Genomic DNA, 17,715 nt, shown 5'->3' with positions numbered 1-17,715 from the left:
ATTAGTGCAGCTGAATAGTATGCTCTATAGCAACAGCTCCGAACCCACGAGGCATAACTCGCCCACAATTAAAGAAATCACCTTCTTCCACTGTAAACTCCATCGCGTTCATTATCCAGTCTGCTTCATCTTCATCTATTTTACAGTATATACCTAACGTATAATTACCTTGTGACAAAGGCAACTTTGGAATACTGATAGTATAATAAGCAGAATCACTATGGATATAAGTATTATTATGTTGATAAAACGTTGTTAGCATAGAAATCATATTTTCATTTTCATCCATAATTATCACATCAAATCTAACATTGTGATCCTTTTTATCTTGTATATTATTTTCGAATTTGAGTTTCAACGATAATTGCTGACCAGTTACTATATTATAGATAGGCTGATTGTGACTGTCATAAAATTCTATAGAAGTAAATTTAATCAAACCTGTTCCTTTACGATCAGTCCTGCTACCTAAGTCACTCTCAAACACATTCTTTTGCATAGCAAAATACTCTTGCAGTGTTTTTCTCACTTCTCCGTCATAGAACAACTGACCGTTTTTCAACAAAATACCAGTAGTACACAACTGCTGTACAGCAGCCATGTTATGACTCACAAAGAGTACAGTGCGTCCATCATTCACACTTACATCCTTCATTCGCCCTAAACACTTCTTTTGAAACTCAGCGTCCCCTACTGCCAATACTTCATCCACAATTAGAATTTCCGGTTCGAGGAAAGCCGACACAGCAAAGGCTAAGCGTACATACATCCCGCTACTATAGCGTTTCACTGGAGTATCGATATAGCGCTCTACGCCTGAGAAATCTACTATCTCGTCAAACTTGGCACGAATCTCTGTTTTCGACATGCCCAGAATAGCGCCGTTTAGGAAGATATTCTCCCGACCGGTTAGCTCTGGGTGGAAGCCGGTACCTACTTCCAGCAGGGAAGCAATGCGGCCGTCTACTTTGATCTTGCCTGTGGTAGGCGCTGTTACTTTCGAGAGAATCTTGAGGAGAGTAGACTTACCGGCACCATTGCGCCCGATGATGCCTAACACCTCCCCTTTCTTCACTTCGAAGTTGACATCCTTCAGTGACCATACAAAGTCACTACTACCTTTTTTAGTGCGGTCGTTGGCTTCACCAATCTTGGCAAACGGGTCTTCTTTGCCGCGCACCTGAGCCCACCAACGGTTCAAGTCTTGGCTAAGAGTGCCTGTGCCTACCTCTCCGAGGCGGTAAAGCTTTCCGAGGTTTTCAACTTTTATAGCAACGTCACTCATCGGTGCATTCTAAAACTATTCAGGTAGGGTATTCTGAAGCGGAAAGGCTTTTATTACACCGTATCGGTGAAACTCTTTTGTACCCGGTTGAAGATAATTATGCCCGCCAGTAGCACCGCCAGAGTAATTACTGCACTATATGCCAACGCAGCCCAGCTAAACGTACCTGACCCTAAGAAGGCATAGCGAAACGTTTCGACGATAGAACTCATGGGGTTAGCCAGAATAATCAGCTTGTACTTGGGGTTAGTAATGCTGGAAAGCGGGTAAATAACTGGCGTAGCATACATCAACAGTTGCACCCCAAATGTCAGCAGCATAGCCAGGTCGCGGTACTTGGTAGTTAGGGCGCTAAAGATCATACCCAAGCCCAGTGACATCAGCCCCATTATTGCTATTAGTGCGGGAGTCAATGCTATCAACCAGTTGGGATGAATAGCATCGGTCTGTACTACATAATAAAGCCAGATCAACAGAAACAACCCAAACTGAATAGCAAACCGCACTAAGTTGGAAATAACGATAGACAGCGGCATGGTTAGGCGTGGGAAGTACACCTTGCCAAACATGGCTGCGTTATCGCGAAACACTGTGGAGGTGGCAGTCAACGTCTGGGCGAAGTAGTTCCAGATGGTAACACCTGAGATGTAGAACACCAGCGGCGGCAAAGCATCCGTTGAAAGGTTGGCTACTCTGCCGAATATGATGTAATAGGTAATAGTGGTGAGCAGAGGCTGAATGAAAAACCAGATAGGCCCGAGTACCGTCTGCTTGTATGTAGAGACAAAATCCCGCCTAACGAACAACATCACTAAGTCGCGGTAACGCCATACATCGGCAAGACCTAAGTCAAGTAAACGAGTGCGAGGTTGAATAACTTCAGTCCAGCTTTCTTCTTGCATACTGGTTTCGGTATGCGTTTTTTCTGGCTTACTCAGAACGTTTGTGGTGTCCACAAAGGGATGGGTTAGGAAAAAGATACGCCCGCAAGCAGTTACTTGCGGGCGCAAAGATAACTATACGGCAGGACAAACGTCTTGCAAGTACCGTACCTACGCTACTGATGCCGGCTGAAACGCCTCCTGGTACACAGCTTTTATCCCATCCGGTAGCGAAATCCTATACTTCCAGCCAGCTTCTGCCAACTTGGAAACATCAAGTAGCTTGCGTGGGGTGCCATCGGGCTTGTCAGTGTTGAAACGGATGTTGCCCTCGTAGCCTACCGTGTCGCGCACTAGTTCTACTAGCTCACGGATGGTTAAGTCTTCGCCCGTACCTACGTTCACGGGTTCCTTGCCATTATAGTGCAGCATCAGGTGCAAGCAGGCGTCAGCTAGGTCATCTACATGCAGGAACTCGCGGCGCGGAGTACCTGTACCCCATACCTCTACCTCTGGCGCACTGCTTTCCTTAGCTTCATGGAACTTACGCAGCAAGGCAGGTAGTACGTGCGAGTTTTGCAAGTCGTAGTTGTCACCGGGGCCATAGAGGTTAGTAGGCATAGCCGAGATGTAGTTACTCCCGTGCTGGTCGCGGAAGGCTTCGCAAAGCTTTAGGCCGGCAATTTTAGCCAGCGCATAAGGCTCGTTGGTGGCTTCCAGGGGGCCGGTTAGCAGGTACTCTTCCTTAATGGGCTGAGGCGCCATCTTGGGATAGATGCACGACGAGCCTAGGAACAACAGTTTCTTCACGTCCTGGTCGAAGCTGGCCTGAATGACGTTGTTCTGAATCTGAAGGTTGTCCAGTAGGAAGTCGGCGCGATAGGTGTTGTTGGCCAAGATGCCGCCTACCTTGGCAGCAGCCAGGAACACATACTCTGGCTTTTCTTCGGCAAAGAAAGCATCTACAGCCTTCTTGTTACGCAGGTCCAGCTCTTTGGAGGTACGGGTCACGATGTTCTGGTAACCCGCCTGTTGCAGTCGGCGCACTAGAGCGCCGCCTACCATGCCGCGGTGGCCCGCCACGTATATTTTAGCGTTTTGTTCCATTGGAAGAAATTTCAGGGTGTAAACCATAAACTGGCTCCCTTCCTTGGAAAAAGAAGGAGAGCCAGTTTATAGCTTCTAACAGCTAACTACTCGGCGTAGTTTTTCAGGATAGTATGGCCACCTTCGCGCAGGTACTCGTCGCGGCGCGATTCATCCAAATCTGACTGCATCATTTCTTTTACCAAACCCTGCAGATCATATTTAGGCTCCCAGCCAAGCTTAGTTTTGGCTTTCGTAGGATCACCGATGAGCAGTTCCACTTCCGTGGGACGGAAATAACGCTCGTCTACTTTCGTCACGATGGTACCAACCTCGATTTGGTACTCAGGATTGTTGCAGGCTACCACACGGGCTACCTCTTTATCTTCTTCCCCTTCAAAAGCTAGTTCTATGCCTACCTCGGCAAATGCCAGCCGTACAAAGTCGCGTACAGTCGTGGTTACCCCGGTAGCAAGTACAAAATCTTCGGCGGTTTCCTGCTGTAGCATACGCCACATGCCTTCTACGTAATCTTTGGCGTGGCCCCAGTCACGCTTGGCGCTCAGGTTACCCAAGTAGAGGCAATCTTGCAGGCCTAGAGCAATGCGCGATACCGCGCGGGTGATCTTGCGCGTTACGAAGGTTTCGCCACGCAGAGGGCTTTCGTGGTTGAACAGGATACCGTTGCAGGCATACATGTCGTATGCTTCGCGGTAGTTTACTGTAATCCAGAAGCCGTACATTTTAGCCACGGCGTAGGGCGAACGGGGATAGAAGGGCGTGGTTTCGCGCTGGGGCACTTCTTGCACTAAGCCGTACAGCTCGGAGGTAGAAGCTTGATAAATACGCGTTTTCTTAGTCATCCCCAGGATGCGCACGGCTTCCAGCAGGCGCAACGTACCAATACCGTCTACGTCGGCGGTATACTCCGGCGTGTCAAACGATACTTTTACGTGCGACATGGCACCGAGATTGTAGATTTCGTCGGGCTGTACCTCCTGAATGATGCGGATCAGGTTGGTAGAGTCCGTCAGGTCGCCGTAGTGCAGCGTGAAGCGCACATCTTTTTCGTGCGGATCTTGATATAGGTGGTCGATACGGCTGGTGTTAAACAGGGAGGCGCGACGCTTTACGCCGTGAACTTCGTAGCCCTTGCTCAGCAGCAATTCAGCCAGGTAGGTACCATCTTGCCCGGTAATACCGGTGATGAGTGCACATTTTGCCATGTGTAATGTGTGTTTGAAATGATGATAGAGGTATCGAAGTGAGAAACGCTGTTAGACAGTGAAAGAACTTGGTGGGTTTGGCAAATGGGCGCTCAGAAAGGCAAAATTAGTATTTTTTCTAATATGATATTGTACTGAAACGCGAAATTAAATAGCTATTTCGGAATAGTAAGCCCGAATGGTGTTTGCTATCCTGCCGATTTGGGCTTGCGTCATGCCTGGCCACAGGGGCAGGCTTAGACAGGTATCTGCTAGTTGCTCGGCAATTAGCAGCGGTTGCTGGAGTGCAAGTCCCTTGTAGGCGAGCTGCCGATGGGGTGGCACGGGATAATGGATCATCGTAGTAATGCCCCGGCCCGCCAAGTAGCGTTGAAGGGCATTGCGGTGGGGAGTATGAATAACGTACAGGTGATAAACGTGTGTGGCACCGGGTTGGATTGCAGGCAGGCCTAGGGTAGGAATATCGGCCAGATAGGAATTATACCAGGTAGCCAGCTGCTGTCGCTGGGCAATCCAAGTTGTCAGAAAAGGAAGTTTAACCCGCAGCACGGCCGCTTGTAGCTCATCCAGGCGCGAATTATGGCCCATTACGTCGTTGTAATATTTTTGTTGCGAACCATAGTTACGAAGTAGCCGAATTTTATGTGCTAGTTCCGGATTATTGGTCGTAACAGCTCCGGCGTCGCCCAGGGCACCCAGATTTTTACCGGGGTAGAAGCTTGTTCCATTCAGTTCTCCGAAGCTGCCGGTTGGCTGGCCCGCAAACGTGGCGCCCTGCGCCTGCGCGTTGTCTTCCACTACTGATAAGCCATAGTGTCGGGCGATGTGCATAATCTCCGTCATGCGGCACGCCTGACCATATAAGTGCACGGGTAATATGGCGCGAGTACGTGGTGTAATGGCCGCCGGCAGCAAGTCAGGGTTCAGGTTACTGGTAGCAGGGTCCGGCTCTACGGGAACAGGGATAGCACCTGTTTTAGTGACAGCCAGCCAGGTAGCAATGTATGTGTTGCTGGGCACAATAACCTCGTCCCCTGGCCCGATATCTAACGCCAGCAGGGCGAAGTATAGCGCGTCTAGTCCATTGCCTACCCCCACGCATTCTACTGTGCCATTAAAGCGGGCGTATTCCTTCTCGAACCCTGCTACTTCCTCTCCAAGCACAAGTTGCCCCGAATCGTAAACGCGTGCCATTGCCTTCAGGATAGCATCACGCAGGGGCTGGTGTTGGGCCTCAAAAGATAGAAAGGGGATGGGCAACATAGACAGACAACGTATATTTCACTGCGTACAGGTCCGAAACCGCCGGTTTTCTGTGCCCCTACCCTACCGAAAGGCATAGCACGGTATAGATCAAGCACTAGTATTGCGTGTTCAACCCATCTAGTGGATATAACAGAAGCACCTTTACCATTTTCATAGAAAAGGCAAAGGTGCTTCTGTATGCAAACAGCTGGTATCTATTGCTCACTCAGAATGTTTCTGCCTACTAATGGTTGAAGCGTAGTAGTCAGAAGCAAGGTGCTCTAAAAACTGCGCGGCGTGTTGTCGACCTTACCGGCCATTACCTCGCTCACGTGCTCTTTGAAATATTCCAGCGTGCGCTTCAAGCCTTCGGCGCGGTCTACCTTCGGCTCCCAGCCTAGGATTTCCTTAGCTTTGGTGATATCGGGCTTACGCTTCATTGGATCGTTCTGAGGCAGTTCTTGGTAACTGGGCTTGAACTCCACATTCATCAAACGCGCAATTTCCTCCCCAAACTCCTTGATGGTAATTTCGTCGGGATTCCCTACGTTCACCGGCATCGGGTAATCTGACAGCAACAGGCGGTAGATGCCCTCAATCAGGTCATCAACGTAGCAGAACGAACGGGTTTGCGAGCCGTCGCCGAATACAGTCAGACTCTCGCCACGCAGGGCCTGCGACAGGAACGCGGGTAGTACACGACCGTCGTTGAGGCGCATACGGGGGCCGTAGGTGTTGAAGATGCGTACAATGCGGGTTTCCAGACCGTGGTGGTTGTGGTAGGCCATGGTAATGGCTTCCTGGAAACGCTTGGCCTCATCATAGCAGCCACGTGGCCCTACGGGATTTACGTTGCCGAAATACTCCTCCACCTGCGGGTGAATCTCCGGGTCGCCGTATACTTCCGAGGTGCTGGCAATGAGCATGCGGGCACCCTTTACGCGGGCCAGGCCCAGCAGATTGTGCGTACCCAGCGAGCCTACCTTCAGCGTCTGAATTGGTATTTTGAGGTAGTCGATAGGCGAAGCGGGCGAGGCAAAGTGTAGGATATAGTCCAGCTTGCCGGGCACAAATACGAACTTCGACACATCGTGGTGATGAAATTCAAAGTCTTCTTTCCCAAACAGGTGCTCGATGTTCTGGAGGTCGCCCGTCACTAGGTTATCCATGGCAATGACGTGGTAGCCCTCCGCCAAGAACCGGTCGCAGAGGTGAGAGCCCAGGAAGCCAGCTCCGCCCGTAATAAGTACGCGTTTTTTGTCAGACATATCGTTTAAGCTGTTCGCTATTAGCTAGTAGCTGATAGCTTTTGTGGTGACACCAAGAATCAAATGGGCAGCTATTCTAAGCTGGCTCTTTGTGAGCGGTTTTAACGCCAATACAGTGGTAGGCAAAACCTAATTCGCGCAACTCAGCTGGGTCGTAAATATTACGACCGTCGAAGATAACCTTGTCCTTCAACAGCTTACCCACTACCTCGAAGCTAGGTGAGCGGAACTCAGGCCATTCGGTTACTACCAGCAGTGCATCGGCATCTACCAAGGCTTCGAAGGGGTCTTTGGCGTAAGTGATACGGTCGCCGAGCGAATGCTTGGCTTCTTCCATCGCCACCGGATCGTAGGCTGATACAGTGCCACCTTCGGCCAGCAGTTTCTCGATGATAACCAACGAAGGCGCCTCACGCATGTCGTCGGTTTTGGGCTTGAAAGACAGGCCCCACACGGCAAATTTCTTACCGCTCAGCTCCCCGCCAAAGTGCTTGCTTACTTTATCAAACAGCACTTCCTTTTGGGCGTCGTTCACGCTTTCCACAGCCTTCAGCACCTGCATTTCGTAGCCGTTCTCGGAAGCGGTTTTGATGAGGGCTTTTACGTCTTTCGGGAAGCAGGAGCCTCCGTAGCCGATACCAGGATAAATAAACTTGGTGCCGATACGTGCATCGGAGCCAATACCCTTACGCACCATGTTCACATCGGCACCCATGATTTCGCACAGGTTGGCGATGTCGTTCATAAACGAAATCTTAGTGGCCAGCATGGAGTTTGCGGCGTATTTCGTCATTTCAGCCGACGGAATATCCATGAAGATGATGGGGTGGCCATTGAGCAGGAACGGCTTGTAGAGGCGGCTCATCACCTCTTCGGCCCGCTCCGACGAAATGCCTACCACAATGCGGTCGGGCTTCAGGAAGTCGTCGATGGCGGCACCTTCTTTCAGGAACTCGGGATTAGAAGCCACGTCAAACTCAATGTTGGCGCCACGCTTAGCCAATGCGTCTTCCAATTCTTTGCGCACTTTGGCAGCCGTGCCTACCGGCACTGTGCTCTTAGTTACTACCACGCAATAGTTGTTCATGCTTTCGCCAATGCCACGGGCTACGGCCAGCACGTATTTCAAATCAGCTGAGCCGTCTTCACCGGGAGGGGTACCTACGGCAATGAAAGCCACATCACACTCTTTGATGGCCTCTGCCAGATTAGTAGAGAAACTTAGGCGGCCAGCCGATACGTTGCGGCTTACCATTTCCTCCAGACCCGGCTCGTAGATAGGCAATATACCTTTGTGCAGGTTATCTATTTTCTTTTGGTCGATGTCGATGCAGGTTACCTCAATGCCTACCTCGGCAAAGCATGTGCCCGTTACGAGGCCAACATAGCCTGTACCTACTACTGCGATTTTCATAATTGATGGGGAAAAGTCTGGTATAACTTCAGTACAAAGGTGAAACAAAAGGAATAGGAATCATGGATTATCTCAATAACCCATACCTAATAATGCAGTAAATGGCCTGCACACCATCACGCCACCCTATTTTTTTACCTTCGGCATAGGTACGGCCGTAATAGCTTATACCTACTTCGTATATGCGTATATGGGGCACGCGGGCTACTTTTAGCGTCACTTCCGGCTCAAAGCCAAAACGCTTTTCTGCCAGCGTCAGGCCCTGTACGATATCGCGCCGAAAAAGTTTGTAGCACGTTTCCATATCCGTCAGGTTGAGATTGGCGAAGAGGTTGGTCAGCATAGTTAGCCAGCGGTTGCCGATGCTGTGCCAGAAGAACAGTACCCGATGAGGACTACCCCCCATAAAGCGGGAGCCATATACCACGTCGGCTACCCCACGCAGCACGGGTTGTAGCAGCAGATTGTACTCGGCTGGATCATACTCCAGGTCGGCATCCTGGATTATGATATAGTCGCCATTAGCAGCGCGAATGCCCGTATGCAATGCGGCCCCTTTCCCTTGATTAACGGTGTGCCTGTAGTATTGCACCGCTAGGTGCGGGTGTTGGGCTTGATAGTGCTGCACAATGCGCGCCGTGTCGTCTTGTGAACAGTCGTCAACCACAATTACCTCTTTGGTCAGATTGCCCAGCAGTTCCACCGCTTCTACTTGTGCCAGCACTCTGCCAATCGTTGCATCTTCATTGTACGCTGGAATTACAATAGAAAGCTTACCAACCGGCGCAACAGAATTCATGCAACGAAAAGAGAATCAACAGTGAAGTAGACTGGTTATGCCTGCATCCACTTTTTCCACCACCACTGAAACACGATGAGCGCCCAGATGCGGGCGTGCACGTCGCCAGGGCTGCGGGAGAACAACTGGGTTTTGAGGGCGCGAATAGCTTCTACATCGAAGATTCCCTGGGCTTCGATGAATACATCAGAGAGCAGGTCGTCTTCAATCAGTGGGCGCAACTCACCGCGGAACCACTTGAGCAAGGGTACTTCGAAGCCATGCTTGGGGCGTTTGTACAACTCCTCGGGCAGCATAGGCCGGAAAGCATCCTGCACAATTTTCTTTTTCAGATTCGCGTCAATTTTACTTGACACGGGTAGGGAAAAAGCAAAATTGACCACGTTGTGGTCCAGGAACGGTGGACGCACCTCCAACGAGCAGGCCATGCTCATCAGGTCTACCTTGGCCAACATATCGTAGGGTAGCACCAGCTGCACGTCGGTGAGTAGCACCTCGTTCAGGTCGCCATCGGCGTGCAGGTGTTGCAGGATATCTTTGCGGCGCTTGTCGGCTAGCTTCTTGTTTACTTTCTGCTGGGCCGCAGGGCTGAGCAGATGACGCGCATCGGTGGCCGACGCGAAGGTAGCCCAGTCCCAATACCGGTCCTTGGGGCCACTGAGCATGCCGCGTGAGAAGCGTTGAAACTGCCGTACCCGATTACCAAAGAAAGAATTACGCGACTTAGGCAGCACGTCCCACAGCAAGTTCAGACTGGTAACAGCCTCGGCCTTGAATCCGCCCTGCCGCACCTGAAACTCGCCCATGTGCTTGTTATAGCCCGAAAACAACTCGTCGGCGCCGTCGCCGGACAGGGCCACGGTTACTTTTTCGCGGGTGCGCTTGCTCAGGATATATACGGCCAGGGCCGAGGAGTCGGCAAACGGTTCGTCGAGGTAGTTCAGCACATCGAAGATGTGGTCGTACAGGTCCTGATTGGTGAGCGAGAAAACTGTGTGGTTGGTTTTGTAGCGGTCAGCTACCAGCTTGGCGTACTTGGTTTCGTCGAAGAATGGCTCATCGCGGTAGCCGATGCTGAACGTATTCAGGTGCTGGGTATGGCGCGAGGCCAGCGCTACCACCACCGACGAGTCGATGCCCCCACTCAGGAAAGCACCCAGCGGCACATCGGCCACCAAGCGGCGAGACGTGGCATCATCGAGCAAATCGACCAGCTTTTTCTGTTGCTGCTCGTAGCTCAGCTTGTTCTTTTGGACCTTTTTGGGGTCGTAAGGCACTTTATACCAGCGCTTGCGCACCACCTTCTTGCCTTTAATATAGAGGTAGTGACCGGGTAGCAGCTTCTTAACGCCTTTGAAAATAGTAGCCGGACCCGGAATATAATTCAGCTGTAAGTAGTGACTCAGCGACGTGTAATCCAGCTTGCGCGGCACACCCAGGGCCAGCAGCGACTTCATCTCGGAGCCAAACAATAATTTGTCTTCATCGCGGTACACCAAGATGGGCTTCTCCCCCATTCGGTCGCGGGCAATAAACAGGGAGTTTTCTTCCTTGTCGTAAATCGCCAGGCCGAAGAAGCCGTTGAGCTTTTTCAGAAAGTTACGGCCTTCGGTGATGTAGAGTTGGAGAATAACTTCCGTATCGGTCTGGGAATGAAAACGACAGCCTTTCGCTACTAGCTTCTGCCGCAGCTCTTTGAAATTGAATATCTCCCCATTAAAGACAATGGTATAGCGCTCCGACTCGTCGGTCATCGGCTGGTTGCCATCGGCCGACAAGTCCAGAATGGCCAGGCGGCGGAAGCCCAGCCCTACGCAGTCGTATACGTATTGCCCCCGCGAGTCGGGGCCGCGACTCTCAATGGCGTCGGTAGCGGCGGGTAAGGCGGCCAGCGTCGTGCGACCCGCATCGGTAAAGGCGAATGTTCCGGTAATTCCACACATAGCAGTGGGTAAAAGTACGAAGTCTGCGGACTACCCCGTAAATAAAGTGCCAGATACCATCGCAACCAAAGCCCGGTTGGTTTAGTACACCCTGGTACCTGCTCACCCTCAGCCTCTCTTTCTTATGAATCTGCAAGAACAAATGAGCCTACAAAAGCAATTTGAAGTCGCCATCACGCGCGTAGATGGCCTACCCGCCGAGAAAGGCGCCGAATACATGACCGACCTCTATGGCCTCTATAAACAAGCCACCGACGGTGACCACGACACCAAACATGACGAGGTAGACACCGACGACCACGACAACCCCGACGGCCCTGCTGGCCTCTCGCAGGCGCAGTGGGACTCGTGGAGCAAGTATAAAGGAATGCCCGAGGAAGAAGCCAAGCGCCAGTACGTAGCGCTGGTCGAAAAAATTGCTGGTCCCGTGGGCGAAGCCGCTAACATTATCACTGGCAACGGTCAGCCCGCTACCGCTACTCAGGTAAATTCTGCCGGTACTGCCAGAGTTGATGATCCGCAGCCAGGAAAATCGGCTCCTGGTGGTTTACAAGGCAATCTGGACGGCGGCGCACCCTATGGTGGTGAGGACGACCTCAAGCTGGAACAATAATCAGGACCACGGATTCGCTCGGATTTATCGGATTACGCGGATTTTGTGGACGATTGTTCTCTACATAATACATCAAGCAAAAAGGCTTGCCACTTGGCAAGCCTTTTTGCTTTCTGGAGGGTAGGGCGTCGTCCACAAAATCCGTGTAATCCGATAAATCCGAGCGAATCCGTGGTTCAGACAGGCTGCCCCATCCGTGAATCGAAGATCTTGCCTGGGTTCATGATACCATGCGGGTCAAATACTTTTTTGATCCCACGCATCAGGTTGAGATTGGCTTCCTTGAGAGCAATACCAATATAGCCCTGCTGCACCAGGCCAATGCCGTGCTCCCCGCTAATCGTACCGCCTAATTTGACGCACAACTCAAAGATTTCGGAAATAGGCTTGCGGAGACCCACGTTCCATTTTTCGTCGTCCAGGTCACCCCGAATGATATTGACATGCAGGTTGCCGTCGCCGGCGTGGCCGTAGCACACACTCTTAAAGCCGTAACGTGCCCCTATCTCCTTCACACCCCGTAGTAGGGTAGGCAATTCGGCGCGGGGCACCACGGTATCTTCTTCTTTGTATACGGAGTTATAGCGCACCGAATTACCAATGTTGCGCCGAATTCTCCATAGCTCATCTTTCTGGGTGGCGTTATCGGCCAGCAGGATTTCGCCTACGTCGTAGTTCTCCAGCACCGTATATACTTGCTCGGCTTCTTTATACAGATCATCCAGATCCTGGCCGTCAAGTTCGATCAGCAAGTGCGCCGTAATATCATCCGGCAGGGTGAGCGGAATTTTTAGATAATCGGAAGACCAGGCAATAGCTTCACGTTCCATAAACTCCATACCCGACGGAATGATACCCGCCCGGAATACAGCTGACACAGCTTCAGCTGCCTGTGCCTCATGCCGGAAAGGCACCAGCATCAATATATTATGCTTAGGGTAGGGCAACAGCCGGAATACCACTTTTGTGATGATACCAAGCGTACCTTCCGAGCCTACCATCAGTTGGGTGAGGTTATAGCCAGTGGAATTTTTGAGTGTATTGGCCGCCGTCCAGATAATGTCGCCGGTGGGCAGTACCACTTGCAGATTTAGCACATAGTCGCGGGTGGTGCCGTACTTCACGGCTTTGGGACCACCACTGCTATGCGCCAGATTGCCTCCCAAGAAGCAGCTACCCTTGCTGGCCGGATCGGGCGGGTAGAACAGCCCTACGGCTTGCACGGCCTGCTGAAAGGCTTCATTTACTACCCCGGGCTCTACGGTAGCCTGCAAGTTGCGCTCATCAATTTCAACGATTTTGTTGAGGCGGTCGGTGCTCAGCACTACCCCATTGTGCACGGGTAGGGCCCCGCCACTCAGGCCAGTGCCGGCACCACGGGGTGTCACCGGAATGTGGTGTTCGTGGCAGAGGCGCACAATCTGGCTGATTTCTTCAGCGTTAGCGGGTCGGAGTACCACATCAGGCGCATAGTGTAAGTCCTCGGTATGGTCGCGGCCGTAGTCGGCGTACGCATCAGCTTCAGCATGTTGAGCAGTTAAGATGTACGCCGGGCCTACTATTTGCTCGAAAGCAGCAATCAGCTCGGGAGTGAGAGACTGGAAATTCATGGTAGAGAAAGAACAAATGACTGATTCACCTATCTTTGTGCCGATGCAGGCATCTATCGCGAAGGTACAGTATTCGGAGCGGGCGCGTCGGCTTTTCACTATTTTCCTACTAGGAATAGTGCTGTGGCTCAGCTCCTGCAACAGCACCCGTAAGGTGAATTACCGCAACGGCCGCTATTACTCGGCCCGCGATATGGCTCGCATGAAGGCCGAGGATAGGCGCCGCGGCACTAGTCGGAGTCGGCCCGTGGCCCGCACCAAAACCCGAAAATCCCTACCCGCCGGCCGCACCAAAATTGTGGTGAAGCGCAGCTCCCTCCCTGCGAATGTGCCACGCGAAATGGCCACCGTTATTGCTACTGCCCGCTCCTACCAGGGTACTCCTTATAAATTCGGCGGCACCTCGCGTCTGGGCATGGACTGCTCAGGACTGCTCTACAATTCCTTCGCGGCTATCGATGTAGCCATCCCCCGCTCCTCCAACGAGCAGGCCGCCTGGGGTGACCCCGTGAAACCGCAGAACCTACAAGTAGGCGACCTACTATTTTTCGGTGCCAATCCTGGTAGTGGTACCATCACGCACGTTGGCATGGTGACGGAGGCCACTACTGAGGGAGTGCAATTTATTCATGCGTCCAGCTCCTTAGGAGTTACCGAAAACAGTTTGGAGACAGATTATTACCTCAGCCGGTTTATTAAGGCGGTGCGTCCTAGATTATAAATACTTGACATACATCTATATACAAATAGATTTCTTAACCGCAACCTGTATAAGGTAACAATTTCTTAACATTACCTCTACCGGCAGAAGCGTTACTTTTGCGGCGTTTTTCCTGTGCTGATCAAGCATTTTTTCACCTTTTCCTTCTCTTTATGAGACAAACATTTTTACGCAACTTTATGCTGCTCTTGCTGATGATTATATCAGCACCTGTAGCGTGGAGTCAGATTACCACATCTGCTATGAATGGGGTAATCACTGACAAAACGGGTATGGGATTACCTGGCGCAACTGTTATTGCGGTGCATACCCCAACTAATACGCAGTACGTGGCTCCAACTAATGCGGAAGGACGCTTCACCATTCAAGGTATGCGTGTAGGTGGCCCCTATACAGTTCGTATTACGTTTGTTGGTTATCAGGACGTAAACCGCGATAACATCTTTCTAACTCTCGGACAGAATTTGCGCTTAGATGTAAATCTGAGCGAAAGCACGCAAGAGCTGGGAGAAGTAGTCGTGAACGGCCGGCGTGGCGCTATCATCAACTCTGATCGCACAGGCTCGGTTACCGCGGTTCAACGCGAGCAAATCGAGCGCCTACCCTCTATTAGCCGTAGCCTTAACGATTTTACACGTTTGACGCCTCAAGCAAACGGCACTTCTATTGGTGGTGGTAATTTTCGTCAAAATAACTTTACGGTTGACGGCGCAGACTTTAACAACAATTTTGGTATTGGGGGTAACTTACCTGCTAATGGCACTCCCATTTCCTTAGATGCTATTGAGCAGATTACGGTAGGTGTATCGCCATATGATGTGCGGCAATCGGGTTTTGTAGGTAGCGCCATCAACGCTGTTACCCGTTCGGGTTCTAACAATGTTAGTGGTTCAGTTTACACCTATTATCGAAACCAGGATTTTAATGGAAGACGTGTAGGCGACGAAAGGTTAGTATTGAATGATACTCGCTTCACTCAATATGGATTTCGTCTAGGCGGGCCCATTATTAAGGACAAATTGTTCTTCTTCGTAAACGGCGAATTTGAGAAGAATACCACACCCGGCCAACAGCGCGTAGCCGCTACCCCGCAATCTCCTTATACACCTGGCAGCAATAGCGTCACTCGCCCAACAGCAGAGGAGCTCAACGGAATTAGCAATTACCTTCAGAACACCTTCGATTATTCTACCGGCCCATACCAAGGCTATAACTTCACAGCTAACCGCAATAAGTTGTTGGGTCGTCTTGACTGGAACATCAGCCAAAACCATCGAATTAATGTTCGCTACAACCAGACGGAAGGCAAAACGCCTAGCTTCCCCAGCAACTCGTCTAGCCCCTTGTCTAACTTCGCAACAGGGGCTAGCCGTACCGATCCAAATGCTTTACCCTTCCGCAGTGCTAACTACTTCCAAGAGGCTAATTTCTACTCTTTAGCCGGCGAATGGAACAGCACTTTCGGTGCTACCATTGCTAACACGCTTCGTGCTACTTATACCAAGCAGAACGACCCACGTAGTGCTGAAAGCACCATTTTCCCCTTCGTAGACATTCTCAAAGACGGTCAGCCTTTCACCTCTTTTGGATATGAGCCATTTAGCTATGGTAACCTTCGTGATGTGGAAATCTACTCTATTCGGGATGACTTCTCTTGGACACTAGGCAAGCACAATCTGACGTTAGGCGGTCAGTATGACTACAGCAAAACGCAGAATGGTTTCCAGCGCTTTGGCACGAGCTACTATCGTTTTGACTCTTTCCAAGCATTTCAAAATGCTAACGATCCTGCTATCTACAATAGCTCAGACCCAAACGTACGCGCTACGGCCATTCCCTCGGCTTATGCCATTACGTATTCTCTCTCTCCTGGCTTCCAACAGGCCTTCCCTACTTTCAAGTTTAATCAATATTCACTCTACGCACAGGACGAATATGCATTCACGGAACAATTTCGTGTTACTGCCGGTCTACGCGCTGAGTTGACCCGCTTTCCTGAGTCGCTGAAGGAGCATCCCCTGGTTTCGGCACTAACGTTCGCCAACAACGAAAAGATTAATGTAGCGAATCTGCCAAAATCACGGGTATTGCTCTCTCCCCGGGTTGGATTTAACTGGGATGTGAATGGTGACCAAACCGTTCAATTGCGTGGTGGTACGGGTATTTTCACTGGTAAAATTCCTTACGTATGGGTAGTAAGCCAAGCGGGTGATGCGGGCTTGCTACAAATCACTCAGACTTACACCGGCGCTGCTGCTTTCAACACCACGCCTAGTGCGGTAACTGTACCTGGTGGCTGGCGTGGTTTCAGTGCCGACCCTGCTTTCTATCGTCCAGCAACTCCACCGGTAGCCGGCACGGTTATTCCAAATCCTATCTCTGCTATTGCGCGTGATTTCCGCTTCCCGCAAACATGGAAAACCAGCCTAGCTGTTGATACCAAGCTGCCCGGCGGCATCATCGGCTCCTTAGAAGGTATCTACAACAAGGATTTGAATACGGCTCTGTTTCGCAATGCCAACTTGGTTGATCCTCAAAACCTGAATATTAGCAATTATCCCGATACCCGTTTAATTTACCCAAACAGCAATGCGGATAAGTTTATCAACCCTATTATTGGTGGTAAAGCTGTAGCAAATGGAACTCGAGACGGAGGCGCCTTCAATGCAATTGTGCTAGATAACGCTTCGAAAGGCTATTACTGGTCATTGGCTGCCAAACTGGAGAAGCAATTTGACAATGGCCTCTTTGCATCGGCTTCTTATGTACGTAGCGAGGCAAAAAACCTTTTCGATGGAAGCGGCGACCAGCCTCTTTCTGCTTGGCAGTTGACTCCTACTGTAAATGGTGCAAACCGTCCAGTATTGGCACCTGCGGGTTATGTAGTGCCCAACCGCGTAATTGCTTCTTTATCGTACCGTAAAGAATATATTAACCACCTAGCTACCACTGTATCGTTGTTCTACGAAGGCAGTAACCAGGGCCGTTTCTCTTATGTTTACTCTGCTGATTTCAACCGCGATGGAGCAAACGCAGATCTGATTTATATCCCACGTAATGCTTCCGAAATTCGGTTCGTGGATCAAACGATAGGCACTGGCTCTACTGCTAGAGTTGTAACTGCTCAGGAACAGAGCGACTTGTTCTTCAAGTATATTGCTCAAGATAAGTACTTAAGCAAGCACCAAGGCAGTTATGCTGAGCGCAATGGTGCTTTACTCCCATGGCGTAATCAAGTTGACATCAAGCTTCTCCAAGACTTGTTTACAAATATTGGTAACAAACGAAATACGCTGCAGTTAAGCTTAGACATCTTCAATTTAGGCAACTTCCTGAATAAAGATTGGGGCTTGGTACGTACTACTACTGCTAGCTCAATTCTTGTTCCTAGAAATGTGGGAAGTTTATCCTCTAGCAGCAATACAGTACCTACTTTCCAGTTGCAGCTAGACCGTGGTGGCTTGCCACAGGAAACATTCCGTAATACCTTCACTACTGCTTCTACTTATTACATGCAGGTAGGCTTGCGTTACATCTTCAATTAGTATTAAGCACACCAGCAGGCACAAAAAAGGCGGAGAAATCTCCGCCTTTTTTGTGCCTGCTGGTGTGAAAGTTTCACAA

At 50.6% G+C, this 17,715-nt stretch carries 13 protein-coding genes; 3 read left to right on the top strand and 10 right to left on the bottom strand.

Going from position 1 to position 17,715, the window contains the following annotated elements; all coding sequences use genetic code 11:
• Nucleotide 1: 1 nt before the first annotated feature.
• The 9 genes from H8B15_RS11950 to asnB form a co-directional block, all read right to left on the bottom strand.
• Nucleotides 2-1,285 carry an ABC transporter ATP-binding protein gene (locus H8B15_RS11950; protein ID WP_187319921.1) on the bottom strand — a complete coding sequence of 428 codons (1,284 nt, stop codon included), beginning with the start codon at nt 1,283-1,285 and terminating at the stop codon, nt 2-4.
• A 53-nt stretch (nt 1,286-1,338) separates the two neighbouring features.
• Nucleotides 1,339-2,241: an ABC transporter permease gene (locus tag H8B15_RS11945; RefSeq protein ID WP_343069154.1), complete on the bottom strand. Its 903-nt coding sequence runs from the start codon at nt 2,239-2,241 to the stop codon at nt 1,339-1,341.
• Between the two features lie 96 nt (nt 2,242-2,337).
• A complete protein-coding gene (locus H8B15_RS11940; protein ID WP_187319920.1) occupies nt 2,338-3,273 on the bottom strand; it encodes a GDP-L-fucose synthase family protein in 936 nt (311 codons plus the stop codon).
• Between the two features lie 86 nt (nt 3,274-3,359).
• Nucleotides 3,360-4,478, bottom strand: a complete 1,119-nt coding sequence (gene gmd, locus H8B15_RS11935) for a GDP-mannose 4,6-dehydratase (protein WP_187319919.1) — start codon at nt 4,476-4,478, stop codon at nt 3,360-3,362.
• Between the two features lie 147 nt (nt 4,479-4,625).
• Entirely contained in the window at nt 4,626-5,741 is a 1,116-nt protein-coding gene (locus tag H8B15_RS11930; protein WP_187319918.1) for a DegT/DnrJ/EryC1/StrS family aminotransferase, read from the bottom strand.
• 263 nt (nt 5,742-6,004) lie between these two features.
• Nucleotides 6,005-6,991: a UDP-glucuronic acid decarboxylase family protein gene (locus H8B15_RS11925; RefSeq protein ID WP_187319917.1), complete on the bottom strand. Its 987-nt coding sequence runs from the start codon at nt 6,989-6,991 to the stop codon at nt 6,005-6,007.
• 76 nt (nt 6,992-7,067) lie between these two features.
• Nucleotides 7,068-8,405 (bottom strand): UDP-glucose dehydrogenase family protein, encoded by a 1,338-nt coding sequence (locus H8B15_RS11920; protein ID WP_187319916.1) that lies wholly within the window; start codon nt 8,403-8,405, stop codon nt 7,068-7,070.
• Nucleotides 8,406-8,472: 67 nt separating this feature from the next.
• The gene (locus H8B15_RS11915) at nt 8,473-9,204 is read right to left on the bottom strand and encodes a glycosyltransferase family 2 protein (protein WP_187319915.1); all 732 of its coding nucleotides are present in this window, start codon (nt 9,202-9,204) and stop codon (nt 8,473-8,475) included.
• 35 nt (nt 9,205-9,239) lie between these two features.
• Entirely contained in the window at nt 9,240-11,147 is a 1,908-nt protein-coding gene (gene asnB, locus H8B15_RS11910) for an asparagine synthase (glutamine-hydrolyzing) (protein ID WP_187319914.1), read from the bottom strand.
• Between the two features lie 124 nt (nt 11,148-11,271).
• On the opposite strand from asnB, the gene H8B15_RS11905 reads away from it, so the two are divergent.
• The gene (locus H8B15_RS11905) at nt 11,272-11,760 is read left to right on the top strand and encodes an acyl-CoA-binding protein (RefSeq protein ID WP_187319913.1); all 489 of its coding nucleotides are present in this window, start codon (nt 11,272-11,274) and stop codon (nt 11,758-11,760) included.
• A 176-nt stretch (nt 11,761-11,936) separates the two neighbouring features.
• Here H8B15_RS11905 and H8B15_RS11900 read toward each other — a convergent pair whose 3' ends face one another.
• Nucleotides 11,937-13,370 (bottom strand): FAD-binding oxidoreductase, encoded by a 1,434-nt coding sequence (locus H8B15_RS11900; protein WP_187319912.1) that lies wholly within the window; start codon nt 13,368-13,370, stop codon nt 11,937-11,939.
• Nucleotides 13,371-13,413: 43 nt separating this feature from the next.
• Here H8B15_RS11900 and H8B15_RS11895 point away from each other — a divergent pair, with 43 nt between their 5' ends.
• Together H8B15_RS11895 and H8B15_RS11890 are read left to right on the top strand one after the other, a co-directional pair.
• On the top strand, nt 13,414-14,091 hold the full coding sequence (locus H8B15_RS11895) for a C40 family peptidase (RefSeq protein ID WP_187319911.1): 678 nt from the start codon (nt 13,414-13,416) through the stop codon (nt 14,089-14,091).
• Between the two features lie 152 nt (nt 14,092-14,243).
• Nucleotides 14,244-17,636: a TonB-dependent receptor gene (locus tag H8B15_RS11890; protein ID WP_187319910.1), complete on the top strand. Its 3,393-nt coding sequence runs from the start codon at nt 14,244-14,246 to the stop codon at nt 17,634-17,636.
• Nucleotides 17,637-17,715 lie beyond the last annotated feature (79 nt).

The sequence above is a fragment of the Hymenobacter citatus genome (assembly GCF_014333615.1).
Lineage (GTDB): Bacteria > Bacteroidota > Bacteroidia > Cytophagales > Hymenobacteraceae > Hymenobacter > Hymenobacter citatus.
This window is presented reverse-complemented; position numbering and strand designations above follow the sequence as displayed.